At 67.3% G+C, this 25,481-nt stretch carries 21 protein-coding genes; 10 read left to right on the forward strand and 11 right to left on the reverse strand.

What is annotated here, in order from left to right:
* Window positions 1-396 precede the first annotated feature (396 nt).
* Genes ABZ004_RS10730 through ABZ004_RS10755 form a run of 6 tightly spaced genes read left to right on the forward strand, consistent with a single transcriptional unit; the run spans window position 397 to window position 7,586 of the window.
* Window positions 397-1,959 carry an ABC transporter substrate-binding protein gene (locus tag ABZ004_RS10730; protein WP_355679574.1) on the forward strand — a complete coding sequence of 521 codons (1,563 nt, stop codon included), beginning with the start codon at window positions 397-399 and terminating at the stop codon, window positions 1,957-1,959.
* A 48-nt stretch (window positions 1,960-2,007) separates the two neighbouring features.
* Window positions 2,008-2,961 (forward strand): ABC transporter permease, encoded by a 954-nt coding sequence (locus tag ABZ004_RS10735; RefSeq protein ID WP_355679575.1) that lies wholly within the window; start codon window positions 2,008-2,010, stop codon window positions 2,959-2,961.
* Complete coding sequence (locus ABZ004_RS10740; RefSeq protein WP_355679576.1) at window positions 2,961-3,842, forward strand: ABC transporter permease; 882 nt, start codon at window positions 2,961-2,963, stop codon at window positions 3,840-3,842. Before ABZ004_RS10735 ends, ABZ004_RS10740 begins: the two co-directional genes overlap by 1 nt.
* On the forward strand, window positions 3,839-4,822 hold the full coding sequence (locus ABZ004_RS10745; protein WP_355679577.1) for an ABC transporter ATP-binding protein: 984 nt from the start codon (window positions 3,839-3,841) through the stop codon (window positions 4,820-4,822). Before ABZ004_RS10740 ends, ABZ004_RS10745 begins: the two co-directional genes overlap by 4 nt.
* 44 nt (window positions 4,823-4,866) lie before the next feature.
* Window positions 4,867-5,817 carry an oligopeptide/dipeptide ABC transporter ATP-binding protein gene (locus tag ABZ004_RS10750; protein ID WP_355679578.1) on the forward strand — a complete coding sequence of 317 codons (951 nt, stop codon included), beginning with the start codon at window positions 4,867-4,869 and terminating at the stop codon, window positions 5,815-5,817.
* Complete coding sequence (locus ABZ004_RS10755; RefSeq protein WP_355679579.1) at window positions 5,814-7,586, forward strand: gamma-glutamyltransferase family protein; 1,773 nt, start codon at window positions 5,814-5,816, stop codon at window positions 7,584-7,586. The genes ABZ004_RS10750 and ABZ004_RS10755 overlap by 4 nt, the downstream gene beginning before the upstream one ends.
* A 30-nt stretch (window positions 7,587-7,616) precedes the next feature.
* Here the strand turns inward: ABZ004_RS10755 and ABZ004_RS10760 are convergent, their stop codons facing one another.
* Window positions 7,617-8,294, reverse strand: a complete 678-nt coding sequence (locus ABZ004_RS10760; protein WP_355679580.1) for a GntR family transcriptional regulator — start codon at window positions 8,292-8,294, stop codon at window positions 7,617-7,619.
* Window positions 8,295-8,403: 109 nt separating this feature from the next.
* Here ABZ004_RS10760 and ABZ004_RS10765 point away from each other — a divergent pair, with 109 nt between their 5' ends.
* On the forward strand, window positions 8,404-9,270 hold the full coding sequence (locus ABZ004_RS10765; protein WP_355679581.1) for a GNAT family N-acetyltransferase: 867 nt from the start codon (window positions 8,404-8,406) through the stop codon (window positions 9,268-9,270).
* On the opposite strand, the gene ABZ004_RS10770 is transcribed toward ABZ004_RS10765, so the two are convergent.
* Window positions 9,260-11,038, reverse strand: a complete 1,779-nt coding sequence (locus tag ABZ004_RS10770) for a M1 family metallopeptidase (RefSeq protein WP_355679582.1) — start codon at window positions 11,036-11,038, stop codon at window positions 9,260-9,262. The genes ABZ004_RS10765 and ABZ004_RS10770 overlap by 11 nt on opposite strands.
* A 163-nt stretch (window positions 11,039-11,201) precedes the next feature.
* Here ABZ004_RS10770 and ABZ004_RS10775 point away from each other — a divergent pair, with 163 nt between their 5' ends.
* On the forward strand, window positions 11,202-12,770 hold the full coding sequence (locus tag ABZ004_RS10775) for an adenylate/guanylate cyclase domain-containing protein (RefSeq protein ID WP_355679583.1): 1,569 nt from the start codon (window positions 11,202-11,204) through the stop codon (window positions 12,768-12,770).
* On the opposite strand, the gene ABZ004_RS10780 is transcribed toward ABZ004_RS10775, so the two are convergent.
* From ABZ004_RS10780 to ABZ004_RS10795, 4 genes are all read right to left on the reverse strand, one after another.
* Window positions 12,767-13,507: an SDR family oxidoreductase gene (locus ABZ004_RS10780; protein ID WP_355679584.1), complete on the reverse strand. Its 741-nt coding sequence runs from the start codon at window positions 13,505-13,507 to the stop codon at window positions 12,767-12,769. The genes ABZ004_RS10775 and ABZ004_RS10780 overlap by 4 nt on opposite strands.
* 92 nt (window positions 13,508-13,599) lie before the next feature.
* Entirely contained in the window at window positions 13,600-14,400 is an 801-nt protein-coding gene (locus ABZ004_RS10785; RefSeq protein ID WP_355679585.1) for a GNAT family N-acetyltransferase, read from the reverse strand.
* Between the two features lie 119 nt (window positions 14,401-14,519).
* Window positions 14,520-16,274, reverse strand: coding sequence for an LPXTG cell wall anchor domain-containing protein (locus ABZ004_RS10790; protein WP_355679586.1), 1,755 nt, complete (start codon window positions 16,272-16,274; stop codon window positions 14,520-14,522).
* A 447-nt stretch (window positions 16,275-16,721) separates the two neighbouring features.
* Window positions 16,722-17,237, reverse strand: a complete 516-nt coding sequence (locus ABZ004_RS10795) for a CGNR zinc finger domain-containing protein (RefSeq protein WP_355679587.1) — start codon at window positions 17,235-17,237, stop codon at window positions 16,722-16,724.
* 94 nt (window positions 17,238-17,331) lie between these two features.
* Here ABZ004_RS10795 and ABZ004_RS10800 point away from each other — a divergent pair, with 94 nt between their 5' ends.
* A complete protein-coding gene (locus ABZ004_RS10800) occupies window positions 17,332-18,468 on the forward strand; it encodes an epoxide hydrolase family protein (RefSeq protein WP_355679588.1) in 1,137 nt (378 codons plus the stop codon).
* A gap of 91 nt (window positions 18,469-18,559) precedes the next feature.
* On the opposite strand, the gene ABZ004_RS10805 is transcribed toward ABZ004_RS10800, so the two are convergent.
* Entirely contained in the window at window positions 18,560-19,162 is a 603-nt protein-coding gene (locus ABZ004_RS10805; RefSeq protein WP_355679589.1) for a TetR family transcriptional regulator, read from the reverse strand.
* A gap of 43 nt (window positions 19,163-19,205) precedes the next feature.
* On the reverse strand, window positions 19,206-19,913 hold the full coding sequence (locus ABZ004_RS10810) for an SDR family NAD(P)-dependent oxidoreductase (protein WP_355679590.1): 708 nt from the start codon (window positions 19,911-19,913) through the stop codon (window positions 19,206-19,208).
* A gap of 192 nt (window positions 19,914-20,105) precedes the next feature.
* Between ABZ004_RS10810 and ABZ004_RS10815 the strand changes: the two genes are divergently transcribed.
* Window positions 20,106-20,930, forward strand: a complete 825-nt coding sequence (locus tag ABZ004_RS10815) for a metalloregulator ArsR/SmtB family transcription factor (RefSeq protein WP_355679591.1) — start codon at window positions 20,106-20,108, stop codon at window positions 20,928-20,930.
* Between the two features lie 330 nt (window positions 20,931-21,260).
* Here ABZ004_RS10815 and ABZ004_RS10820 read toward each other — a convergent pair whose 3' ends face one another.
* From ABZ004_RS10820 to ABZ004_RS10830, 3 genes are all read right to left on the reverse strand, one after another.
* Window positions 21,261-23,384, reverse strand: a complete 2,124-nt coding sequence (locus tag ABZ004_RS10820) for a DEAD/DEAH box helicase (RefSeq protein WP_355679592.1) — start codon at window positions 23,382-23,384, stop codon at window positions 21,261-21,263.
* Window positions 23,385-23,664: 280 nt separating this feature from the next.
* Complete coding sequence (soxR, locus tag ABZ004_RS10825; protein WP_355679593.1) at window positions 23,665-24,150, reverse strand: redox-sensitive transcriptional activator SoxR; 486 nt, start codon at window positions 24,148-24,150, stop codon at window positions 23,665-23,667.
* 48 nt (window positions 24,151-24,198) lie between these two features.
* A complete protein-coding gene (locus ABZ004_RS10830; RefSeq protein WP_355679594.1) occupies window positions 24,199-25,470 on the reverse strand; it encodes an MFS transporter in 1,272 nt (423 codons plus the stop codon).
* Window positions 25,471-25,481: the final 11 nt, after the last annotated feature.

Here is a 25,481-nt window from a genome sequence, read left to right on the forward strand (position 1 = left end):
AATGGGGTGTGCCGGCGGGCAGCGTTGGCGACCTGAGTCGTGCGGGAGTGCCCGGCGACCTGCTGCGGGCTGTCGGTTGGATCGTTCTACTGCTCGACGGTGGGAGAAGCGAAAAGGTTGAGTGAAACTCGCCGAATCACTTGCGCGGGTGCCTTGTATACATGAAACAGTCGGTGGAGCCGCTCATCCCGGGAGGACGAAATGTTCCGTCGAACTCGGCGCGCACTGAACCGCTCTAGTTCCCTCGCGCCAGAGCTGAACCGCGCCTCGACACATCCTGACCAGCAAGAACCTTCGGAGAGTCCGCGATCGGGGGTGCTCTCGTGGTTCCTGCCTGCACGAGTTCTGGCGCCGGCTGTGGTCGCAGTCGCGTTGGTGGTTTCGGCGTGTTCACCGGTGGAGTCCAGCGGCGATCAGCCGAGCGGACAGGCCGCCGGGCAGGATGTCTTCGGCGATGCTGCGGACCCAGCCAAGGTGAAGGACGGTGGCACGCTCACCGTCGCCTTGTCGGCGGATCCGGACAAGCTCGACCCGACCCTCTCCCGCAGCCTGTACTCGCGCTACGTCTTCCACACCATGTGCGAGAAGCTCTACGACCTCGGCCCCGACGCGAAAATCGTCCCGCAACTGGCGACCGCCCTGCCGACCATCGCCCCCGACGGACTCAGCCTCACCATCCCGCTGCGTGAGGGGGTGAAGTTCGCCGACGGCGGCACCTTCGACTCCGCCGCCGTGAAACTCTCGATCGAACGCGGCCTCACCCTCGCCGGTTCGGGTCGCAAGAGCGAGCTCGGCCCGATCGCCGAGGTCCAGACGCCGGACCCGAAGACCGTCGTGATCAAGCTGAAGAAGCCGTTCGCCCCGCTCACCGCAGCCCTCGCCGACCGCGCCGGCATGGTCCTCAGCCCGGCCACGGTGAACAAGCTCGGTGCCAACTTCTCCACCGCACCGGTCTGCGTCGGCCCGTTCAAGTTCGCCAGCCGGGTCGCCCAGAACTCGATCAAGGTGGTGAAGGATCCCCTGTACTACGACGCCGCCAAGGTGCACCTGGATGCGATCGAGTACCGGATCATCACCGACTCCAGCATCCGCTCGGCCAACCTCCGGTCGGGTGACGCCCAGGTCGCCGATTCGCTCTCGACCCAGGACGCGCCGGCTCTGCAGAAGGACAGCAATATGTCCGTACTGCAGTCCCAGTCGCTCGGCTACCAGGGCCTGACCGTCAACATCGCCAACGCGAACGGCATCGGCAACCCGCTCAAGCAGCTCGACACCCCTATCGCGAAGGACCCGCGCGTCCGCCAGGCGCTCGAGGCATCGATCGACCGCGAAGCGCTGGTGAAGTCCATCTTCAACGGCTTGAACACCGTCGCCTGCTCGCCGATCTCACCGAAAAGCGAGTTCACCAGCGATGCCGCCCAGGTCTGCCCGGCCCACGACCCGGCGAAGGCGAAGGATCTCCTGAAGCAGGCGGGCGTGAGTACGCCGTACAAGGTCTCGATGATCACCTCGAACAACCCGGACAGCCTGCGGCTCGCGCAAGCGCTGCAGGCGATGGTCAAGGAAGGCGGGTTCGAGCTGGTGATCAAACCGGTCGAGTACGCGTCGTTGCTCGACCAGCAGGACCGTGGTGACTTCGAGCTGTTGCAGCTGGGCTGGTCGGGCCGGGTCGACCCGGATGCGAACATCTACAACTTCGTCGGTACGACGGGGAGCCAGAACGTCGCCGGTTACAGCAGTCCCGATGTCGACAAGCTGCTCACCGACGCCCGGCAGGCGAAGGACAAGGCGCAACGCATCCAGCTGTACGGCCAGGTGGTCACCAAGCTGCACGAGGACGACCCGCTGATCTACCTGTACCGGCAGCGCAACCTGACCGGCGTCTCGAAGAAGGTGCTCGGCGTCCAGACCTACCCCGACGGCGTCATCCGTACGGCGTTCGCCGCCTTCGCCAAGTAGCCGAACGCCGAGTAACAGAGAGACAAGTAGCGACCGAGGAAGGAATCGATGAAGCGTTATCTGCTGCACCGCCTGTGGCAGTCGCTCGTCACGTTGCTGCTGGCAACGATCGTGGTGTTTCTCGGGGTGAGAGCGCTCCCTGGCGATCCCGCGCTGGCGCTCGCCGGCGAGGACCGCGATCCCGAGTCGTTGCGGGCGATCCGGGAGCAGTACGGCCTGGACGACTCGATCCTGGTCCAGTTCTGGCGGTTCGTCAGCCACGCGGCGCGCGGTGACCTGGGCAGCTCGATCAGAACGGGAGAGAGCGTTTCCTCGATGCTGAAGAGCGCTCTCCCCGTGACGATGGAGCTGTCCCTGCTAGCGATCATGGTCGCCGGCGTGATCGGCGTCGGCACCGGCGTGGTCGCCGCCGTCCAACGCGGTCGCCCCGCCGAATGGGCGGCCAACGCGCTGGCCCTCCTCGGCCTGTCGGTGCCGAACTTCTGGCTCGGGCTGATGGCCATCCTGTATCTCTCGGTCGCCCTGGGCCTGTTCCCGGCGTCGGGCTTCGTCCCGTTCTTCAGCGACCCGATCGGCAACCTCCACCACCTCGTGCTGCCGGCCATGATCCTCGGCACCGGCCTCGCCGCGGTCATCATGCGGCAGACCAGATCGTCGATGCTCGACGCGCTCTCGGCCGACTACATCCGCACTGCCGAAGCGAAAGGCCTCCCGAGGAGCGCAGTAGTTGGTCGCCACGCGCTCAGAAACAGCCTGATCGTCGTCATCACGATCGTCGGCCTCCAGCTCGGCGCCCTGATCTCCGGTGCCGTCGTCACCGAGCGGATCTTCGCACTCCCGGGCTTCGGCAAACTCACCGTCGACGCCGTCTTCCAGCGCGACTACCCGGTGATCCAGGCGGTCGTCCTGGTCACCGCCACGGCGTACATCGTGATCAATCTGCTCGTCGATCTGCTCTACTCCGTCATCGATCCCCGGATCCGGGTCAGGGGTGAAGCCTGATGGCCGTCGTCGATGTCACCGTCACAACAGCCGGTACGCCGTCGCGCCGCCGCAAGGTTCTGAAGCGGCTCCTCCGCAACCCGCTGGCCATCACCGGCCTCGCGGTCCTCACCGTCGCGATCCTCGTCGCCGTCTTCGCCAACGTCATCGCGCCGCACGAGCCGACCCAGACCCATCTCGACCGGGCGTTCGCCCCACCTGGCACAGCCGGCTACCTTCTCGGCACCGACGACCTCGGCCGCGACGTCCTGTCCCGGATCATGTTCGGCCTGCGCGCCTCCCTGCACGTCGGCCTGCTCGCCGTCGCGACCTCCCTCCTGATCGGCGTACCGCTCGGTCTGATGGCCGGCTACTTCCGCGCGATCGACGCGCTGATCAGCCGGCTCACAGATCTCGTGCTGGCGTTCCCGTTCCTGATCCTCGCGGTCGGCCTGGCAGCGATCCGCGGCGCGAGCCTCGGGAATGCGGCGATCGCGATCGGCATCGCCCAGATCCCCGGCGTGATCCGGATCGTCCGTTCGGAGACCCTCAGACTCAAATCGCTGGACTTCGTAGCGGCCGCGATCGTCGAGGGAGCCAGCGATCTGTGGGTGCTCGGCCGTCACATCCTGCCCAACGCCGCCTCGGTGATCATCGTCCAGGCGACAGTCGCGATCCCGGCCGCGATCCTCGGCGAAGCGGTGCTGTCGTTCCTCGGCCTGGGCATCCAACCGCCGGCGCCCAGCCTCGGCACGATGCTCTCCGACGCGCAGCAGTTCGCCTCCCGCGCGCCCTGGGCCGCCGTCATGCCCGGGCTCGCGATCATGCTGCTCGCGCTGGCGTTCAACATCGTCGGCGACAGCCTCCGCGACGCCCTCGACCCGAAGGCGAGCCGCCGATGACACCCGTGACGACCACGCCCGTACTACGGGTGCGCGGCCTCACCGTGTCCTTCCGCACGGAGGACGGCCCGCTGTCGGCCGTGGACCAGGTCGACCTCGAAGTACGCGACGGCGAAGTACTGGCCGTCGTCGGTGAGTCAGGGTGCGGCAAGAGCGTCACGGCGATGGCTCTCTCCGGTCTACTCCCCCGCAGCGCATCAGTGGACGGTTCAGTCGAGCTGGACGGCACCGAGCTGGTCGGAGCCGACAAGCGAACCCTCCGCTCGATCCGCGGCCGCGAGATCGCCTACATCTTCCAGGAGCCGATGACGTCCTTGAACCCGGTGTTCACGGTCGGTTACCAGATCGGTGAAGTCCTCCGTGTCCACAACGGTCTCTCCCGCGCCAAGGCTCGCGCGCGATCCGTAGAGCTCCTCAAGCTCGTCGGCATCCCCTCCGCCGGACGCCGTGTCGACGACTACCCGCATCAGCTCTCTGGCGGCATGCGGCAACGAGTGATGATCGCCATGGCGGTCGCCTGCGATCCCAAGGTGCTCATCGCCGACGAGCCCACTACAGCGCTCGACGTAACCATCCAGGCTGGCATCCTCGACGTACTGCGAAGTCTGCGCGAACGCCTCGGCACCAGCATCGTCCTGATTACTCACGATCTCGGTGTGGTGGCGGACCTCGCGGACAGGGTCGCTGTCATGTACGCCGGCCGCATAGTCGAGACGGCCGGCGTCCACGACCTGTTTGCCCACCCGCAACACCCCTACACAGCAGGACTCCTAGCCGCGTCGCCCGCAGCAGGCAGACATGCAGACACTCACCGCCTGAACGAGATCCCCGGCCTGGTGCCATCTCTGGCCATCCAACCCGACGCCTGCACCTTCGCCGACCGCTGTCCGCGAGCACTGGACACCTGTACTACGACGCAGCCGCGGCTCACCACCGGCGCCCACCAGGTCGCCTGCTGGAACCCAGTGGATGCCTCATGAACCCGCCAGAGCAGTCAACCGCGTTAGAGCTTCAAGACTTGGTCATGCACTTCGGACCGGTTCGTGCCGTCGACGGCGTCTCCCTGCAGATCCGCCAAGGAACCGTCGTCGCACTAGTCGGCGAAAGTGGCTCTGGGAAGTCCACCGTCGGCCGCTGCATCGTCCGCCTGCTTGAGCCGACCGGCGGTACCGTCCGTCTGGCAGACGTCGACATCACTCACCTCAACCGCCGTCAGCTCCGACCGCACCGCCGCAACGTGTCCATCGTCTTCCAGGACCCGGCCGGTTCCCTCGACCCCCGCTTCTCTGTAGGCGACATCGTCGGTGAGCCACTACGCCTCATGCGCCGACCAGACATTCGCAACCAAGTCACCGAAGCTCTCAGACGCGTGGGCCTTCGCCCAGAGGTCGCCCAACGCTCCCCGCACGAGTTGTCCGGCGGCCAACGGCAACGAATCAGCATCGCCCGCGCCCTGATCTCCGAGCCGCGTCTCTTGGTCGCAGACGAGCCCACCAGCGCACTGGACGTCTCAGTCCAGGCATCGGTGCTCAACCTGCTAGCCGATCTCCAGCGCGACCTCGGCTTCGCCTGCCTGTTCATCACTCACGACCTGTCAGCGGTCGAGTACCTGGCAGACGAGGTCGCCGTGATGTACCTGGGCCAACTGGTCGAACAAGGCCCACGCGAGCGCATCTTCGGCGTACCAGCTCACCCCTACACGCAGGCACTGCTCTCAGCCGCTCCTGTGCCCGACCCGGCAACGCAGCGAGGACGTCGCCCAGTGCTGCTCGGTGACGACCTGCCCTCGGCGCTGGACCCGCCACCAGGCTGCCGCTTTCACACCAGATGCCCGGTAGCCGTCGACAAATGCCGGACCGTCGTGCCGGAGTCCCGGGTCATCGGAGAGGGTGGGCACCAGGTCGCCTGTCATCTAGTCGACGATGACGGCCACGGACCCGACGTACGAGATCTCACCAGAGGAGTCGCTTCATGAGCTTCACCACCCGGCCTACCCTGCGGGGCACCTTCGGGATGGTCTCGTCGACGCACTGGCTCGCGTCGCAGTCGGCCATGCGGATCCTGGAGCTCGGTGGCAACGCCTTCGACGCTGCCGCCACGGCCGGGTTCGTACTGCACGTCGTCGAGCCGCACCTGAATGGCCCCGGCGGTGAGGTGCCGGCGATCATCGCTACCGCCGCCGACCCGACTCCACGGGTGCTCTGTGGACAAGGCGTGGCGCCTGCTGGCGCCACGATCGAGCACTACCGTTCGCTGGGACTCGCAATGATTCCCGGGTCCGGTCCACTGGCTGCCGCAGTACCAGGAGCCGTTGACGCGTGGCTCCTGCTGCTACGCGACCACGGGAGCCTCCCGCTGCGCACAGTGCTCGAGCCGGCGATCGGCTATGCGCGCAACGGACACCCGCTGGTCGGCCGCGTCGGTGACACGGTCGCCAACGTGCAGCAGCTCTTCACCGAGCACTGGCCGACGTCCGCCGCCCTGTGGTTGCAGGACGGCAAGCCGCCGAGCACCAACAAGCTCTTCCGCAACACGGCGTACGCCGACACGCTCGAGCGACTCCTGGTCGCAGCCGAGGGCGCTGGTGACGACCGGGTGAACCAGGTCGAGCGGGCAAGGCACACCTGGCGTGAAGGCTTCATCGCCGAGGCGGTCGACAAGTTCTCGCGGCTGCCGCATAGAGACTCCAGCGGTGAAGACCATGGCGGCCTCATCACCGGTGCTGACATGGCGGCGTACCAGGCGAGTTGGGAAGAGCCGGCCACCTACGACTGGCACGGGCACACAGTTGCGAAGACGGGTCCGTGGGGACAAGGTCCCGCGCTACTACAGTCTCTGGCTGTTCTAGCTGAGCTGGGTGATCCGGCGGATCTCGATCTGACTAGTGCCGAAGCAGTGCACACCACTGTTGAGGTGATGAAGCTGTCGTACGCCGACCGGGAGGCCTGGTACGGCGACGGCGCGGACGTGCCACTCAAGACACTCCTCTCCCCCGCGTACGCCGCCGAGCGCGCCGCTCTGGTCGGAGAGAGCGCGGTCTTGGAGCTTCGGCCGGGTAGTCCGGACGGCCGGGTCCCGCGCTTGACATCGGTTGCTGTTGGCAACTACCAGATCGACGGGACGACCGGCGAGCCGACGGTCTCCAAGGAAGGCGTCACGCGCGGCGACACCTGTCATATCGACGTGATCGACCAGTGGGGCAACGTCATCTCCGCGACGCCGAGCGGCGGCTGGCTGCAGTCATCGCCGACGATCCCCGAGCTGGGGTTCTGTCTGGGGAGTCGCCTGCAGATGTTCTGGCTGGAGGAAGGCCTCCCGTCGTCGCTCGCACCTGGGCTGCGGCCGCGGACGACGCTGACGCCGACTCTCGTACTGCGTGATGGTGCACCCGTGCTCGCTTGCGGATCACCAGGTGGGGATCAGCAGGACCAGTGGCAGCTCTTGTTCCTCCTGCGTCACCTTGCGGGCGGTCAGGATCTCCAGGAGGCGATCGATGCACCGGCATGGCACTCGACCGGGTTCCCGTCGTCCTTCTATCCGCGGGCGACCGAGCCCGGTGGGCTGGTGATGGAGAGTCGCCTCGGCAGCGCAGTACGGGATGAGCTGGTACGCCGCGGGCACGCGGTCACGTCAGCGGATCCCTGGAGCTTGGGTCGGCTCTGTGCGGTCAAGCGGGAAGCGGACGGCGTACTGGCAGCCGCAGCCAACCCAAGAGGAATGCAGGGCTACGCCGTAGGCCGCTAGCCAACGAGATGCCGTAGCTGCAGCTAGGCGCTAGCTTTGGTCTGGTTCGAGGGCTGCGGCTGCGGCGGCTTCTACGTGTTGACGGGCGGCGTCGACGGCTGCCGTGCGGTCTCCTGCGGCGATGGCGTCGACCAGGCGGATGTGCTCACTCCAGGAGTGCGGTGCGCGCTTCGCTGCGCCGACGCGGAACACCCAGTGCACGTGGTGGTACATCGCGGACGACATCGACGCCAGCCAACGGTTGCCGCTGATCTCGATCACAGCGACATGGAACGCACTGTTGAGCTCTGCAACCTCGTCGAAGTCCTCCGCATCGGTCGCAGCACTCGCCTTCGCCAGCAACGACCGCAGCCGCTCGACGTCCTCGGCAGTAGCCCGCTCGGCCGCCAACCCTGCTGCCAGCGTCTCGAGCTGCTCCCGTACTGCGAACAGATCCCGGATCGCCGTCTCGTCCAGCGTCGCCACCACCGCACCACGCCGCGGCAGGATCTGCACGAACCCCTCGGTCTCCACCACCCGCAGCGCCTCCCGGACCGGGTTCCGGGACACGCCGAAGTCATCGGCCAGCCGGTTCTCGGTCAGCCGCTCGCCCGGCGCGTAGTCGCCGTCGACGATCCGCCGGCGCAACTCGGCCAGCACCTGATCCCGCAGCGCCAGATGATCGCCACCGATCGTCCGCGCCGCCTCTCCCCCGTACTGCTGGTCCACCCCGAGCTCCCCTCGTGTGTCAATGCTCCGAAGCACCGTATCCGAAACAACGCTCACTTGTGGCGGAATGTAGTTGCCTGCGCCTGCACGGCCCGGTTACCTTGCCGACTTGGCCATCTCAATCACTCCACTGACCGATCCCGACTACCGGCCGTTCAGCCGCCGGATCGCCTGGCTGGCGTCCGACCGCGACGGCAATCCGGTCGGGTCCGCGTTTCTGCGCCTCAACAGCAAGGCCGCCTACGCGCACCTCGCCGAGCTCGAGATCGCGGTCCACCCGGCCGAACGCCGTCACGGCGTCGGGTCAGAACTCCTCGCCGTCGCAGCGGCGGCCGGCCGGGAGCACGAAGTACGGACGATCCTCGTTGATGCGACTGTCGGGTCGCCCGGAGATCAGTTCCTGGCCAACCGGGACTTCGCCGTCGGGCTGACCTTGATCTTCGCGCGACTGGACCTCTCGACGTACGCCGAGCCGCCGGTGCCCGAGCCGGCCGGATACCGCTTGGCCTCCTGGCCGGGCGTCGTCCCGGACGAGCTCGTCGAGACGTACGCCGAATCGCGGAAGGCGATGGACGATGCGCCGCTCGGCGACATCGACTACGGCGCCGAGATCTGGGACGTCGACCGGGTCCGGCACATCGCCAACGTCGTCGAGCGCCGCGGCGAACACCTGCTCACCACGGCCGCGATCAACCGCTCCACCGGCGAGATCGTCGGCTACACCGAACTCGTCGTACCGGCCGATGCCAACGGCGACGCCCAGCACTACGGCACCGCGGTCCTCCCCGAGCACCGCGGCCAGGGCCTGTCGCTGTGGATGAAGGCCGCCGCGATCCGCAGTACGCGATCCGCCTATCCCGACGTCTCCGGCCTACTCACCGACACCGTCGACACCAACACCCCGATGCAACGCACCAACACCACCCTCGGCTACCAGGAAACCCACCGAACCCACCGCTACATGCTCACCCTCTAGGGCGGGCGAGGATCTTTTCGACCGCGGACGTGGTGATCGGGTGATAGCCCGGGCGGGCTGATTCGAAGACCTGGGTGGCGAAGGCGGTGTCGGTGCCGTTGTCGACCAGGGCGCGGTAGACCGGGAGGACCAGCTTCATCCGGCCGACCCGGGTGAGGAAGCTCGCCAGTTCGCCGTACGCCGGGGTGTAGGTGCTGGCGGCAACAATCGAGTACCACCGACGCGCGATCTCGCCGTTCGCCGTACCGGTCAGACCGAACTCGCGATCGAGTTGCTGCAACTGTTCGGCCGTCCACACGTCCGGCGCCGCGTCGAGGAACCGCAGCCACTCGTGCGTCGTCCAGCCGGCCGCGTCGGGCAGATCGCCGGTCGCGAGCCACTTGTCGCGCCTCTGGTCGACCACCGCGAACCGAGCGGATTGCGCGCGCTCGGCGAAGGCGGGAATCCCCGGCTCGTCCAACCAGGCCGCGATCTCGTCGTCGGTCACCACACCGGGATGCTTGTCCAGCAGGTGCTCGGTCAGATGCGCGGCGAAGTCCTCGGAGTTGATGCTGCGGAAGGCGAACCGGTCGAAGTACCCGCGCAGGAACGGGTCGAACACCTCGCGGGTGAACCGCTCCTCCAACCAGGAGAGGAACCAGTTGCCCTTCAGCGGCCCGAGCGCGGTCGTGCCGTGGTACTCCGATTTGTGGTTGAGCCCAGGCAACTCGAACGCCAGCTCCGCGGGCGACAGCGGATCGAGCTTCACCACGGTCGAGTGCTGCTTGATCGCCGTCTCCATCACCGCGAGCTCGATGCCGTACACGGCCTCGATGATCCGGTTCTCGACGTACGACGTGAAGCCCTCGTTCAGCCAGATGTCGTCCCAGCTGTCCTGGGTGACCAGGTTGCCGGACCAGCTGTGCGCGAGTTCGTGCGCGACGACGGTGACGAGGGACTTGTCGCCGATCACCACCGTCGGGGTCGCGAACGTCATCCGCGGGTTCTCCATCCCGCCGTACGGGAACGACGGCGGCAGCACGAGGATGTCGTACCGACCCCAGCGATACGGGCCGAAGAGCGCCTCGGTGACCCGCATCATCTCTTCGGTGTCGGAGAACTCCGCCGCGGCCAGTTTGGCCATCTCCGGCTCGGCCCAGACGCCGGAGCGCTCGCCGATCGGCTCGAAGACCAGGTCGCCGGCCGCAATCGCCAGCAGGTACGACGGGATCGGCTCGGGCATCACCACGTCGTACGAGCCGGTACGCCGCGACGCGGTGCCGTTGTCGGCGCTCATCAACACCATCAACTCAGGCGGCGCGGTGACGTGAGCGGAGTAGCTGAACCGAACGCTCGGGGTGTCCTGCACCGGCACCCAGCTGCGCGCGTGGATCGCCTGGGACTGGCTGAACATATACGGCAGGACGCCACCCGCGGTCATCGACGGCTCCAGCCACTGCAGCCCGGTCGCGGTCGGGGCCGTGCGGTAGCTGACCTTGACCCGCTCGTGCGACTGGGTGCGGATGGTCAAGGCTGACCCGAGTTCGGCGTCGGGCACCGAGACGCTGTACTCCAGCGGCTCCCAGCCGTCCGCGGTGGAACCCTCGATCGCGAGCACGGTCAGGTCGCGGGTGTCGAGCACCAAACGGTCGCCAGGGCCACTCCAGGCGAGCGTGTGGGTGGCTGAACCGGCCAGCACCTTCGCGGTGAAGTCCAGGTCCAGCTGGAGCTCAAGGTGGGTGGTGCGGACCAACGCCGGTTCGGCGTAGGAGTGGCGGTCGTGCGTCACAGTTGCTCCCGAGGCAGATGTCGTCCGCAGGACATTACCCATGGACCGGTCCGATGACGCGGCCGATTAGAGCCATGGGCATCTCCGTGCCAAACCGCTCAAGAAGACTTGAACTGGGCGAGGCGGTGCCGATCGGCTGTGGAACTCGTTGCAGACTGTGAGGGTGCTGTCGGAGAGTAATGCCGAGGTCGTCCTGCGACGGCGGCCGTTCGGGTCGCGGTTGCTGGGGCCGGCCGACCAGAGTCCGCGGATGCTGCGGTTCCGGGTGCAGACGCTGCTGACGATCTTCTCCATCGGCACCAACGTCATCGGTGCCGTGGTGGTCTTCGTTCTTGCGCTGTTCGTGCTCCCCGGTCCGGACAGCAGCCACGATCTGGTCGTGATGCGGTCGATCGCCATTCCCGCCTACTTCCTGCTCGCGCTGGTCGTCGGGTGTGTTTGGTCCACCAGGCTCGGTCTGCGGACGACGAGCTGGGTCCTCGAGGATCGACCGGCCACCCGGCGTGAGCAGATCGCGACCCTGCAACTCCCGCTGCGGCTGACCCTGATCGAGGTCTTCCTGTGGCTGTTGGCAACGGTCACCTTCAGCCTGCTCACGCTCGCTCTGCAACCAGAGAGCGTTCTCCGGGTGCTGGTCACGACCTTCGACGGTGGCTTCGTCACCTGCGCCGCCTCCTACTTGCTGACCGAATTCGCACTCCGGCCGATCGCGGCCCGGGCGCTGGCCTATCAGGCGCCCCCACGTCGGTTGCTCGCTGCCGGGCTGAAGGCGCGCACGGTGTTCTTCTGGGCGGTCGGCTCGGGTGTTCCCGTGGTCGGCCTGATGCTGACTGCCGTGCTCGCCTTGGTCCAGGGCGATGTCACCGCGACCCGGCTCTCGGTGATCATCCTTGCCCTCGGCACCGTCGTACTGGTCTGCGGCTGGATCCTGACCGGTCTCTCCGCTCGCTCCGTCGTCGCGCCGGTCCGCTCTGTGCGAAATGCCCTGACGGTGATCGCCGACGGTGACCTCGACGTCCGCATCCCGGTCTTCGACGGCACCGAACTCGGCTCGCTCCAGGCCGGTTTCAACCAGATGGCCGCGGGTCTGCGCGAACGCGAACGCCTCCGCGAGCTCTTCGGCCGGTACGTCGGACCGTCGGTGGTGCGGGAGGCGTTGAGCAGTGACACGCTCGGCGGTGAGGAACGCTTCGTCGCCGTGCTTTTCGTCGATCTGACCGGGTCGACCGAACTCGCCGCGACCCGGCCGCCGGGCGAAGTCGTTGCCTTGCTCAACCGTTTCTTCGCTCTCGTCGTCGACGAGGTGGACGCGGCCGGAGGGTTTGTGAACAAGTTCGCCGGTGACGCGGTGCTGGCGGTCTTCGGTGCTCCGACGGAGCTTCCGGACGCGGCAGGGAGCGCTCTCCAGGCCGGTCGGGCGCTGGCTCGGCGGCTGCGCGATGAGTTGCCTGAGGCAACGGCTGGGATCGGGGTGACGGCGGGCATCGTGGTCGCCGGGACCATCGGGGATGTCCGGCGCTACGAGTACACGGTGATCGGCGATCCGGTGAACGAGGCGGCCCGGCTCACCGAGCTCGCCAAGGTGGCACCCGGTCGGCTGATCGCCTCGATGGCGGCCGTCAACGAAGCAGACCCCGCCGAAGCCACCCACTGGCAACCCAGCGAATCCGTCACCGTCCGAGGCAGATTCAAACCCACCCACCTCGCCATCCCTACTGACGAAGCGAGCTAGCGGCCGCCGGAGACGTCGATCGAGGAGCCGGTCATGTAGGAGGCGCGGTCGGAGACCAGGAAGGCGATCAGGTCGGCGACCTCTTCCACTTTGCCGGGGCGGCCCAGCGGCGGCGTCGTACCGATCCGCTCCAGCCGCCCTTCCTCGTGGATGTGGGTCTCGATCAGCCCCGGACGGATCCCGAGCACGCGGATACCTTCCTTCGCGACCTCGTTCGCCAGTCCGACGGTGAGCGTATCGACGGCCGCCTTGCTGCTCGCATAGTCGACGTACTCGTTCGCAGACCCGAGCACAGCACCTCGCGACGACACGTTGACGATCACCCCGCCCTGCCCACCCCGCGCGGTCGACATCCGGCGTACGGCGGCGCCTGCCACCAGAAACGCCCCGATGGTGTTGATCCGGAACACCCGCTCGAGCCGCTCGACGTCGTAATCGGCAACCTTCCCCGCAGGCGACACGATCCCCGCATTGTTGATCACGGCACCGATCGGCCCCAGCGCGTCCGTCACCTCGCCGAACATCCGCTCGATGTCCGCAGCCTCACCCACATCAGCCCGTACGGCGAACGCCCGCCGCCCAACCGCCTCGCAGCTAGCAACCACCGCCGCAGCCTCGTCAGCCTGCGTGCGATAACTGATCCCCACATCCCACCCATCCCGCGCCAACGCCACCGCAGCAGCCGCCCCGATCCCCCGACTCCCACCCGTCACCAACGCAACCTTCATCTCACCCATCCCCCAACCCTTTCACGCCCGCCCGAGCGCAGCAGCACTCGCGCCCCTCGGCCCACTCCGGTCACCCGCGCGGTTGGAGCAGCGCCGCCCCCTCATGCTTGTTTGGGGGCGGGGATGAGGAGTTGGGTTTGGGTTTCGGTGTCGGTGAAGCCCAGGGCGCGGTAGATGCGGATGGCCAAGTAGTCCGGGTCCGCGACCATCACCAGCGTCTCGGCGCCGAGCTCACCGAGCCCGTACGTCGACGCGCGGTACACCAGCGTGCTCGCGAGCCCCTTCCCGCGCGCGTCCGGATGCGTCTGCACCGACTGGAACCGCGCCGCACCCTGACCGTCCGGCACCAACCCGAGCGACGCCAGTAACCGCTCCCCTTCGAACGCGCCGAACCACACCGCCTGCCCCGACTCCACCAACCCACGCGCAGCCTCGATCTTCCGCCGATTGAACTCCTCGTAAGAGGCGTCCACTACCTGATCCGCCGTCGCCAGGTTCAGCGCAGTGAGCTGCTCCCAGTCGTCATCGCTCGCCAGAAACCTGTACTGCGCTGCTTCGTTCGGCCGCGCCGGTGCGATCACGTCCGTCGCCGTCATCGCCGTGTACCGCTCGATACCGAAGCCCGCCGCAACGAGCTCCTCCTCGGCACCAACCTGACCGTCGATGTTGTCGATGCCCAGGGCAACATGTTTCGCCGCCGGGAACTCGCTTCGGAACAACTCGAGTCGCGCGGCGACCTGACCGGCGGCGAACGGCGTACGGAAGAGCAGGTAGTTGCCCCACCAGTACGACGGGTTGGCGGGCGTCCGGACCACGACGTACTCGCCTCGGTCGGTCAGCTCACTCCCGGCCAGCTCGATGAGTTTCAGATCCGTCCGGTAACCGAGACTGGTGATGTCCACCCTCCCATCCTGCGACAACCGTCAACACGATTTTTGGTCGCCCTGGACGGCAAACGGCCCGGCACTCACGCCACGGGGTGGGTGGCGTTGCTGCCGGGCCGTCAGTCACTCACACGGTTTCACTTCCCGTGCAAAGCCTTGCGGCGACGTCCGCGAAACAGCAGCACGCCGCCGGCAGCGACGAGCAGCAGGCCACCGAGGGCGCCGTACGTGACGGAGTTGCTCATCCCGGTCGAAGCCAGGCCGCCGGACCTGTTGCTCGGGGTCTGGCGGCCGACCGGTGCGCCGGCCTCCGCCTGCGCACGAGTTCCGGTCGTCCCGCCCGCGGAGACAACCGGTGTGGCGGCGGTCGGCGTACCGGCGGTCGGCGTGGGGGCGGCCGACGTACCGGCGCTCGGTGTGGGAGTGGGCGTCGGCTTGTCAGCGCCAGGGGTCCCCGACGCGGGCTTCAGCTGAAGAGTCGTGATCGAGTACGGCGGCAGCGTCTGTGCGACCGCCGTGCCCCGCTTCGCCGTCGTCAAGGCGGTGCCTCCCTTGGTATACGAAACGGTCGTGACCGCCCCTGCGGCCGGGGTGAATCCGGCGTACGAGATCGACACCGGCGCCGCGTCCTGCGGGCTCTTGTTGATCAGCATGACGTTCAGACCGCCGGTGCTGTTTCGCACCGCGTGCACGGCAACCGACGAGTTGCCCGAGGACGACTTCACCATGGTGTCGCCAGGCTTCACCAGTGCGGTCAGCGAGCGGATGCCCCAGTAGGTGGGGAAGGGCGTGTCGCGCGGCGGTTCGCACTTCCCTCCGGCGCAGGTTCCAGCGGAGAGAATGCCCCCGTCCTGGTAGTCGGTCTGGCCGTGGACGGTGGTGGGTGCTTGGTCCGTGCCGTTGTGGAGGTTCCACCAGTCCACATGCGTGGCGCCCTGCTCGAACCAGGTCATGTAGGTGTCCGGCGCGAACAGGGCTGCGGCCTGGCTGGTCAAGGCGGGCGAGCCGACGGCGTCGGTCTCGGTGACCGCGATCTCCACCGAAGCGGCGCGCGAGCCCGTGTACTTGGCGATCAGCGAGCGCAGCTCGGACGTGGTGGCGGCGATGTTGGAGGGGGTGTTCAGCAGGTCGGCCGTGGTGGTGCCGCCCGGATACCAGTGGACGATGACGAAGTCGATCGAGCTTCCCGCGATGGAGAGCACCGTGTTGTTCCAGTCGGCGGTATCACCGGCAGCCTTCTCCTTGTCCGGCCAGCCGCCGGGCGTGGTGAGCACCGCTCCGATCTTCACCGTCGGGTCCACGGCCTTCATCGCCTTCGAGTAGGCGACCAGGTTCTTCCCGTACTCCCTCGGGCTCTTGTCGGCGTGATCGTCCCTTTCCCAGCCCTTGCCGTCGCCGTAGTGCCCGTTGCCGTAGACCTCGTTGCCGATCTCCCAGTACTTAACGCCGTAACCCTTGTCGACGTTGGCGTACTTGACCCAGTCGGCGGCCTCCTGGACGGTGCCGGAACCGTAGTTCGCGGTCAGGATCGGCCGGGCGCCGACCCTCTTCGCGGTCGCCATGAAGTGGTCGAAGTCGGTGTTGGACGGGATCCAGCCGGTGCCGTCGCCGGAGGTGTGGGTCTTCCAGTGGTAGTCGTCCGCGCCTGAGCCGCCGGGATAGCGCAGCTGCCGAACTCCCGCCGCCTTCATCAGCGATGACACCTGGGCGGTCCCCATATGGTCGTCGCCGAAGCCGGTGTTGAGGCCGGCACCACTGCTGGGCACCGTCCCCAAGGAGGCGCCGGCGTCCACACGGATGCGGAAGGTCGGCGCGGCGCCCGCGCTGGGCGCCAGGCCGACACCGGCCGAGGCGGCGAGCACCGCCGCCGCGACAACAAAGTGCCGGTGCATCCGGCGACGGCGCGTGCGACCCCGAGGCAACGGCTGCTCGGCGGATCGCGGGTCGTCTGGTGACACGTAGTGCTCCGATCGGGTGTTGGCAGAGAGGCGTACCGCTGACCGCGGCTCGTCCTCGTCGGTACACCCCAGTTGCCACCCAGAGCAGAAAGGTTGCCACTTCAATCGTTTTTACCGCAGCGACGTCAGCAGCCCTTGATTTGTTGTTAGCCACCTGACAAGAGGGAGCGACACTCAGCACGATCACCGGCGTTCTGGTCCCTAAGTGGCTGATCGCCGACGACGCGGACCAGCGCCAGAAGGTCCTGCGCATCACGCGAACCAGCGGTCAGAGCCGGCAGGCCACCAAGTCGCCACCAGTGGACAGCAGGTGAGCCTCGTAGCGTAGATCCGGGACCGCACGAACATCCGCCGCCATCATGTCTGCGTACTCCTTCTAGATCATCCGGCTTGCTGGTGGCGTTCGCGGTAGACACGGGTCTTGTGGCGGTTGCCGCAGATGTTCATGTCGCACCAGCGCCCTCGACCACTGCGCGAGGTGTCATGGAAGGCCCACCGGCAGTCCGGCGCCGCGCAGAGCTTGACCCGGTTCCACTCTCCGCGGCCCACGGTCAGAACCACGGTCTCCACGATGGTGTCGAGCCATGGCCTGCCCGACCGTGCAGCGATTCGCAGCCTGCCTGCGCCGTCGTGGACCAGTTGAAGCGGATAGTCCGCGAACGCCACGGCGGCATCGAGCTCACCTGAGAGCGATTGACGCAGCGCCGTACGAAGAGCGATGGCGGCCGTCAGATCCTCCGGCCCCAACTCATCACCGGCCGCGAGCAGGTCGCACTCCGCCAGCCAGTCCGCCAGATCGCCCGGCGACGCCAGCCGTTCACCGCCGGCATGACTCCGGCCATGCCGGCTGAACGATCGCTGGTCGACCGTATTGAGGAACTCGGCGATCAGGTCCAATCCATCCACGACACCACCATACACATTTACTGGTGTTGCGAAGGCGCGACACCACTGTTAGCGTTCAATGGTGTCGACAGAAGGGATGCAGAGGATGCTCAGCCCCCAACAAGTACTCACGGTGCCCGACGCCGACCTCGATGACCTCCGCGCACGCCTGCACGGGACGCGGTGGCCGAAGCCATGGCCGGTCGAGGCCTGGACAGCCGGTACCGACAGCGACGAGTTGCGTCGACTGGTTGGCTACTGGTCCACGGCGTACGACTGGCGCAAGCACGAAGCGGCGATCAACGCCCTGCCGTCCGGGTTCGCCGACGTCGGCGACACGTCGGTGCACTATCTGCGTTTCGACGCCGAGCGCGACGGGGCGCTACCGCTTCTGCTGGCCAACGGCTGGCCTAGTTCGTTCCTCGAACTGACAGACCTGGCCGACCGGTTGGCCACGCCCTCGCGCTACGGCGGCAGCCCGGAGAACTCGTTCACCGTTGTCGTCCCGAGCCTGCCCGGGTTCGGACTGTCCCCGCAGCGGCCCACCCTCGACCAGGCCCCGCTGACCCACGACATCTGGCACCAGCTCATGCACGACGTTCTCGGTTTCGAGCGGTACGGCGTACACGGCTCCGATCTCGGTTCAGGTGAGGCCAGCTTGCTCGCGCAGGCCCACCCGGAGGCGGTGGCCGGACTGCACATCCTGGACGTCGCCGGACCGCAAAGCGACGACCCTGCAGGGCTGACCCACGAAGAACGCGCTTATCTGGCAGCAGAGGAGGCGTGGTTCGACGCCGAACGCGGCTACTCCCACCAGCAGCAGACCCGCCCACTGACCCTCGCCCAGGGCCTGTCCGACTCCCCATCGGGCCTGCTCGCCTGGATCCTCGAGAAGTACCGCGCGTGGAGCGACTGCGACGGCGACCCGGCCCGCCGGTTCGGCGACGACTTCCTGCTGACCCAGGCATCGCTGTACTGGTTCACCAACACGATCTCGACGTCGTTCCGGCCCTACTACGAGCGGGCCCACGGACTCAGGCCGAGCGTCGAACGTGTCGAGGTGCCGACCGCGGTCGCGCTCTTCCCCTACGACCTCGGAGGCCGGCCACCCCGCGAATGGGTCGAGCGGACCTACAACCTCACCCGCTACACCACCATGCCCCGCGGAGGACACTTCGCGGCCCGCGAGGAACCAGTCCTTCTGGCCGACGACCTCACCGCCTTCTTCTCCGAACTGGCCTGAAGTCCCCTCGTGGGAACACCTGCCGCGACACCACGAGCGGGGCCGCCGTCCGGTGGCCTGTGGCGGACGCCAAACCGCACCACTCGAGCGCTTACGACTGGGCGACCAGGCTGCGTACGGCGGTCTGCAGCGCGGCGCGGTGTTGTTGCACCCGCTCGGGTGAGAGCGGATCGCCACCGCCAGCGGCTTGGAGTGCGGGTGGGGCGCTCAGCCAGCTCTCGGTCATCCGCAAGACGAAGGCGAAGAGGTCCGCCGCCGGGATGTCCGTCCGGATTCGCCCGGCACGTTGCGCCTTCTCGACTGCTTCGATTCGTGCCCGGAATGCCGCCCGCTCAGCGTCGGAGGGCTCGGTCTGCTCGAAGGTGCGCCAGGCAGCGATCCGTCGTGCGTCGGGGTTGGCCAGCACGTAGTCGAAACGGGCGATCGCGAACTCACACAGGTCACCGTCGTCCATCGGAGCAGCCTTGAGGACGGCATCGGTCTGCTCTTGTACGACGGCGTCGAACAGCTGGTTCTTGTCACCGAAGTAGACGTAGAGCAGGCGCTTGTTCGCACCGGCGCGTTCGGCGATCCGGTCGATCCGCGCGCCGGCGAATCCGTACTCGGCGAACTCTTCGGTCGCTGCCTTGAGCAGCAACGCCTTGGTCGCCGTCGCGTTGCGCGGACGTGGTTTCCGCGCGGCCGCCTCGGACATGGCGATCACCGCGCCTGCGGACGAATCGGGCTCGGACAGGTCGTCACCAGGCCACTGGTCCGTTGGCGTCGAAGAAGCCGCCGGTCGGGCCGTCCTGGCCGACCTGGGCCAGGCGCACGATGCTCGCGGCTCCTTGCTCGACCGTCTGCGTTCCGGTGTTGTGGTTCAGATCGGTGGCGGTGAATCCGGGGTCCGCGGCGTTGATGCGGATGCCGGGGAACGCCTTCGCGTACTGCACCGTGACCATGTTGACCGCCGCCTTCGTCGCCGGATAGGTGATCCCTGGGTAGAACCGCGCGGGCGCGTCCGGGGAGGCCAGGTCCCGCGTCAGCCCGAGTCCACTGCTCACGTTCACGATGACCGGAGCCGCCGAACGCTGAAGCAGCGGAAGGAACGCGTGGGTGACGCGAACGAGCCCGAAGACGTTGGTCTCGAAACCCTCCCGCAGGTTGTCGGCCGTCAACTCCGTGGCCGCAACGAACCCTCCGTCGGCCGTACGCTCCTCGATCCCGGCATTGTTGACCAGCACGTCCAGGCCACCATCGGCCTCGATCTGCTTGGCCGCCGCAGCGACCGAAGCGTCATCGGTGACGTCGATCTGAACGAACCTCGCCCCTAGCCGCTCGGCCGCCTGGGCGCCGCGCTCGGCATCGCGAGCCCCTACGTAAACCGTGTGTCCAGCAGCCACCAACTGGCGAGCCGTCTCGTAGCCGAGCCCTTTGTTCGCTCCGGTGATCAGTGTGGTTGTCATGTCCAGCTCCTCCTTGCCAACTGTATCTAACTGAACAGTTACAAGCATGCTCCGGCCTCGTAAGTAAATCAATAGTTAGTGACATACGAATCGGAGTCTCCTTTGACATGCAGCCGCTTGGGTGCCTATTGTCAGATACGCAGCCGATGGGCTGCATATTGGCTGGCCTGGCTGTTGAAGCGGGGAGTGGCGATGGACGACGAAGTGTTCCGGGCGTTGGCCGATCCGAGCCGGCGGCGGTTGCTCGACCGGCTCAATCAGCAGAACGGACAGACGCTGCGGGAGCTCTGCGCAGGGCTTGAGATGGCTCGGCAGTCGGTCAGCAAGCACCTCGCCGTGCTCGAAGGAGCCAATCTCGTCACCACCGCCTGGCGCGGGCGGGAGAAGTTGCACTACCTGAACGCGGAGCCGATCAACGCCATCGCCGACCGCTGGATCACGCAGTACGACCGGCGGAGGGTGCAGTTCTTCGCCGATCTCAAGAACTCCTTGGAGGAGGAAACGATGAGCGACAACGATTTCGTTTACACCACGTACATCAAGACCACACCGGAGCGACTCTGGCAGGTCCTCACCGATCCGGAGTTCACCCAGCAGTACTGGGGTGTCACCCACGACACCGACTGGAAGGTCGGCTCGCCGATGGAGTGGAAGATGGGCGAGGTGACGATGGCGGGACCGGGTCAGGTCGTGCTGGAGCACGATCCGTACCGGCGGCTCGCGTTCACCTGGCACCACATCACGCCGGAGTTCGCCAGGGCGACGGAGATGGACGACGAACTGCGCGACAAACTGGCCGCCGAACCCCTCTCCCAGGCGAGCTTCGACCTGGAACCGGTCGGCGACCAGGTCAAACTCACCGTCATCCACACCGGCTTCGAACCAGGCAGCGCCCTCCGCGCCCTGATCGAAGACGGCTGGACCCGCCTGATCTCCGACCTCAAAACCTTCGCTGAGTCGCTCCCCGCGGACCCCAGTCAGCCGAACGCTCCCGAGCCCGAGCCCGCCGAAGCATGAGCAGGGATGGGTGCTGCCTACCTCCGGCGGGGGTGGCTGCTGCCTACCTCCGGCGGGGGTGGCTGCTGCCTACCCCCGGCGGGTGGGTGCTGGCTACCTCCGGCGGAGGGTGCTGCCCACCCCGGCGGGCGGCTGCTGACTACCTCCGGCGGGCGAGGGTGCTGACTACCTCCGGCGGGGGCGGGTGCTGACTACCTCCGGCGGGGGCGGGTGCTGACTACCTCCGGCGGTGGTGGTTTGCCGGGTTCGCATGACCGGGGTGAGGACGGCGCCTTGGCGAGCAGCAACTTCGAAGTTGGTGAGCACCCGGCCGCGAAGTGAGGGCGCTCGCTAGGGCTTTCGGTGGAGTAGGAGGGGAAGAACTGCATGGGCGCCGGACTCGCGGAGTTTGGCGGCGGCGACTGTGATCGGCCATTGGGAAGACGAGGCGTCTACGACCAGAAGGACGGTCTTGTCGGCGATCGCCTGGGACGTCGGCGGGTCGATGCTGAGGCCGTCTCGCCAGACGCGAGCCTCTTCGGCGGAGGAGAGGTCGTCGGCCCAGGCTGAGGCGTCGACGGTGAGTTCGGCGCGTTCGAGCCGGCCGATCTCCGCGAGGTGGTTGGCGATCTCGGTGGTCAGCCAGCGGTAGCCGGCCGCGGGAAGAGCGACGACGACCTCCGGGCGACGGGACCACGCATCGCGCCAACGGGACAACGCCGCGACACAGCCGGCCTTCAAGGCATCGAGCGCAGCAGGGTCTCCCCCAGTACCGGAGTTGAAGGTCTCGCTGATCACCTCGCGCCACTCCGGCGCATCGGCGAACACGATGGTGCGCCCCGGCTCAGCCATCAACGCCGGTGGGATCCTCCCCTTCGCCCCGAACGCACCACCCGGCCACATCTTCCGCGGCTCCAGCACGTGCGTCTCACCACGAAGTAGCCGGGTCACCGCCTGCACTGTCTCCGGATCCGGCTTCGCGGTCAACGGATCCGGCAGCAGTCCGAGGCAGACCGAACAGCGTCCACACCGTTCGGCCGACGGATCGTCCAGCGATTCCTGCAGTAGTTGCATCAGGCAACGTTCGCCGCGGGTGTAGGCCCGCATGATGTCGGCCTCGCGCCGGCGTACGGAGACGATGCCGTCGTAGTGGTCCGCGTCGAACGTCCAGTCGGCCGAGGTGCGGATCCAGCCCTTCTCCACCCGCTCGACCGCACCGTCGACCGCGAGCTGCTTCAGCATCAACTCGACCCGTCCTCGACGCAGCCCGGTCTCCGCCTCGAGCGACGGGACAGTCGCCGGCTGGTCCGGTCCGTAGGCTTCGAGCCCGTGGAGCAGCCTGCTGACGTGCTCCGGCACGGGGATCGTCGCTGTGGCGAAGTAGTCCCAGACGCCGGCGTCTGCAGGGGACGGCAACAGGGCGACCACCGCATGGTCGATTCCCCGCCCGGCACGGCCGACCTGCTGGTAGTACGACACCGGCGACGGCGGCGAACCCACGTGCACGACGAAGCCGAGGTCAGGCTTGTCGTACCCCATCCCCAGCGCAGAGGTTGCGACCAACGCCTTCAGATGATTCCCGCGCAGCGCGTCCTCGAGGTTCTCCCGTTCGGTCGCCTCCAGCCCGCCGGTGTACGCCGCGACCGGCACCGCGGGACCATGCACCTCCTGGATCGCGGCCGCGAGGCGCTGCGCATCGGAGACGGTCAGCGTGTAGACGATGCCCGAACCAGGCAGCTTCGGCAGCTGGTCGACGACCCATGCGAACCGGTCGAGCGGCGACAACGCGTCGACCACGGAGAGCTGGAGACTCGACCGGGCCAGCGGCCCGCGTAGTACAAGGGTCGACTCCCCTAGCTGATGGGCCACGTCTTCGGTCACGCGCGCGTTCGCGGTCGCTGTTGTTGCGAGGACTGGGGTCTGGGGGTTCAGCTTCTGTAGTACGTCGGAGACTCGGCGGTAGTCCGGCCGGAAGTCGTGGCCCCAGTCCGAGACCGCGTGCGCCTCGTCGATGACGAGCAGGCCGATCTGTCCGGCCAGTCCGTCGAGCACGCGCCGGCCGAAGCCGGGGTTCGCCAGCCGCTCCGGCGAGACCAGGAGTACGTCGATCCCGCCTGAGCGGAGCGCGTCCTCGATGCCGGACCATTCGTCGACGTTCGACGAATTTAGGGTGGCGGCGCGGAGACCGGCGCGAGCCGCGGCGGCCACCTGGTCGCGCATCAGGGAAAGCAGTGGGGAGACGACGAGGGTTGGTCCGGCGCCTTCGGATCTGCGGATGGCGGTGGCTGCCCAGTAGACCGCGGACTTGCCCCAGCCGGTCGCCTGCACGACAAGGACCCGCGCGTTCGGCTCGCACAACGCGGCGACCGCGGTCTCCTGGTCGTCCCGCAACCGCGCGGCATCACCGGCGATCGCGCGGATCACACCCGCCGCGGTACTCGCCCGATCATCGGTCAACTTCAGCAACTCACCCATACCCAAGACCCTAGACGCCCGCACCCCCAGTTCGCTCGCGCCGACCTCAACCCCTGTGGATAAAGGCAAAGCACCCCCGGTACGACCTGCCGATCTCGGCACCCCGCCTTTCTCAGACGACCTGTCGACTTACCGGCTCGACTCGCTGGTTTCCTGCCCACCCACCGGTTCGACTCGCGGATTTCGTCGAAAAATCGGCGAGTCGAACCGGTAGGTGGGCAGGCACCGGTGAGTCGAGCCGGTAGGTGAGATCGAGTAGGTGAGATCGGGTAGGTCAGGTTCAGGCGCTGGCGCAGGAGGTGGGGTGGCAGGGGTTGCCGGTGGGGTCGACCAGGCGTTGCGGGCCGGGACCTTGGGTCGCGAGTACGTCGTACGGGTTGGCCAGGGCGCAGCGGTCCAGGGAGAGGCAGCCGCAGCCGACGCAATCCTTGAAGTCGTTGCGGAGTTGTTCGAGGTGCAGGATGCGTTTGTCGAGTTCCGCCTCCCAGCACTCGGAGATGCGCGCCCAGTCCTGCCGTGTCGGCGTGCGGTTGTCCGGCAGCAACGCCAGGATCGCGGCGACCTCGGCGAGCGGGATACCGACCCGTTGCGCGATCCGGATCAGCGCGACCCTTCGCAGTGTGTCCCGTTTGTAGCGTCGCTGGTTGCCGGAGGTACGGCGGCTGACGATCAGGTTCTGCCGTTCGTAGAAGTGCAGGGCCGAGATCGCGACCCCGCTGCGCTCCGCCAACTGCCCGACCGTCAGCTCACCAGGTTCGATGTCCACATGCGCCCTTCCCTAGACCTCAACCATTGTCGAGGCTAGCGGAGAGTCTCAAGCCGGCGACAAACGCCTGCCGACGCTCGCGGACATCAGAGCGGCCGCCGCGCACAACCCACCGGCGAGATACCACGCGAGGTTGTAGCTGCCCTGAGCGTCCCGGATCGCCCCGGCGCCGGTCGCCGCGATCGCCGCGCCGATCTGGTGCGACGCGAACACCCAGCCGAACACGATCGGCCCGTCCACCCCGAACCACTCGCGGCACAGCGCAACCGTCGGCGGCACGGTCGCCACCCAGTCCAGGCCGTAGAAGATGATGAACACCCAGACGCTCGGCTGCGCCGTCGGCCCGAGCAGAGACGGCAACACCAGCAGCGAGAGTCCGCGAAGCGAGTAGTACGCGATCAGCAGATACCGCGGATCCCAGCGATCCGTCAGCCATCCCGAGACGATCGTGCCGCCGACATCGAAGACACCGACCAACGCGAGCAGTGACGCGGCCGTGGTCGGTGGCATCCCGTGGTCGTGCGCGGCGGTGACGAAGTGTGTGCCGACCAGCCCGTTCGTCGAGGCACCACAGATCGCGAACCCACCTGCAAGCATCCAGAACGCAGGACGATGCATCGCCCTCCAGAGCGCACTCAAGGCCCGCATCGCACTGTTTCCAGTCGTCTCCACACGCTGTCCCGCAGTACTTCCCTCCGGAGCGCCATACGCCCGCAGCCCGACATCACTCGGATAGTCCCGCAGGAAGAGCAGGACGAGCGGTACTACGGCCAGCGCGGCACCAGTAGCAACCAGAGCGGGCACCCGCCATCCATAAGCGCCGGCCAGGTGTGCAATCAGCGGCAGGAAGACCAGCTGACCGGTAGCGCCGGCAGCAGTGAGGATGCCCGTGACGAGTCCACGGCGCTCTACGAACCAGCGCCCTGTGATCGTCGCGACGAACGTCATCGACATCGATCCGGTGCCGACACCGACCAGCAGCCCCCAGCAGAGCAGGAGCTGCCACGACGAGGTCATGAAGACGGTCAGACCGCTGCCGAGCGCGATCAGCACCAGTGCTCCACTGACGACGCGACGCAGGCCGAGCTTGTCCATCAGCGCCGCGGCGAACGGCGAGATCAGCCCGTACAGCATCAGGTTGATCGACACCGCGGTGGAGATCGTGGCGTGCGACCAGCCGAACTCCTCGTGCAGCGGATCGAGCAACACGCTCGGGACCGACCGGAACCCGGCGGCGCCGATCAGGGTGATGAAACCGACAGCAGCGACCGGCCAGGCGCGGTGCAGCCGGGCAGTCTTCTTCTCCAGGATCACTGTCACCCAGCGAGGAT

This window comes from Kribbella sp. NPDC006257 (assembly GCF_040613535.1).
In the GTDB taxonomy this organism is placed as follows: Bacteria; Actinomycetota; Actinomycetes; order Propionibacteriales; family Kribbellaceae; genus Kribbella.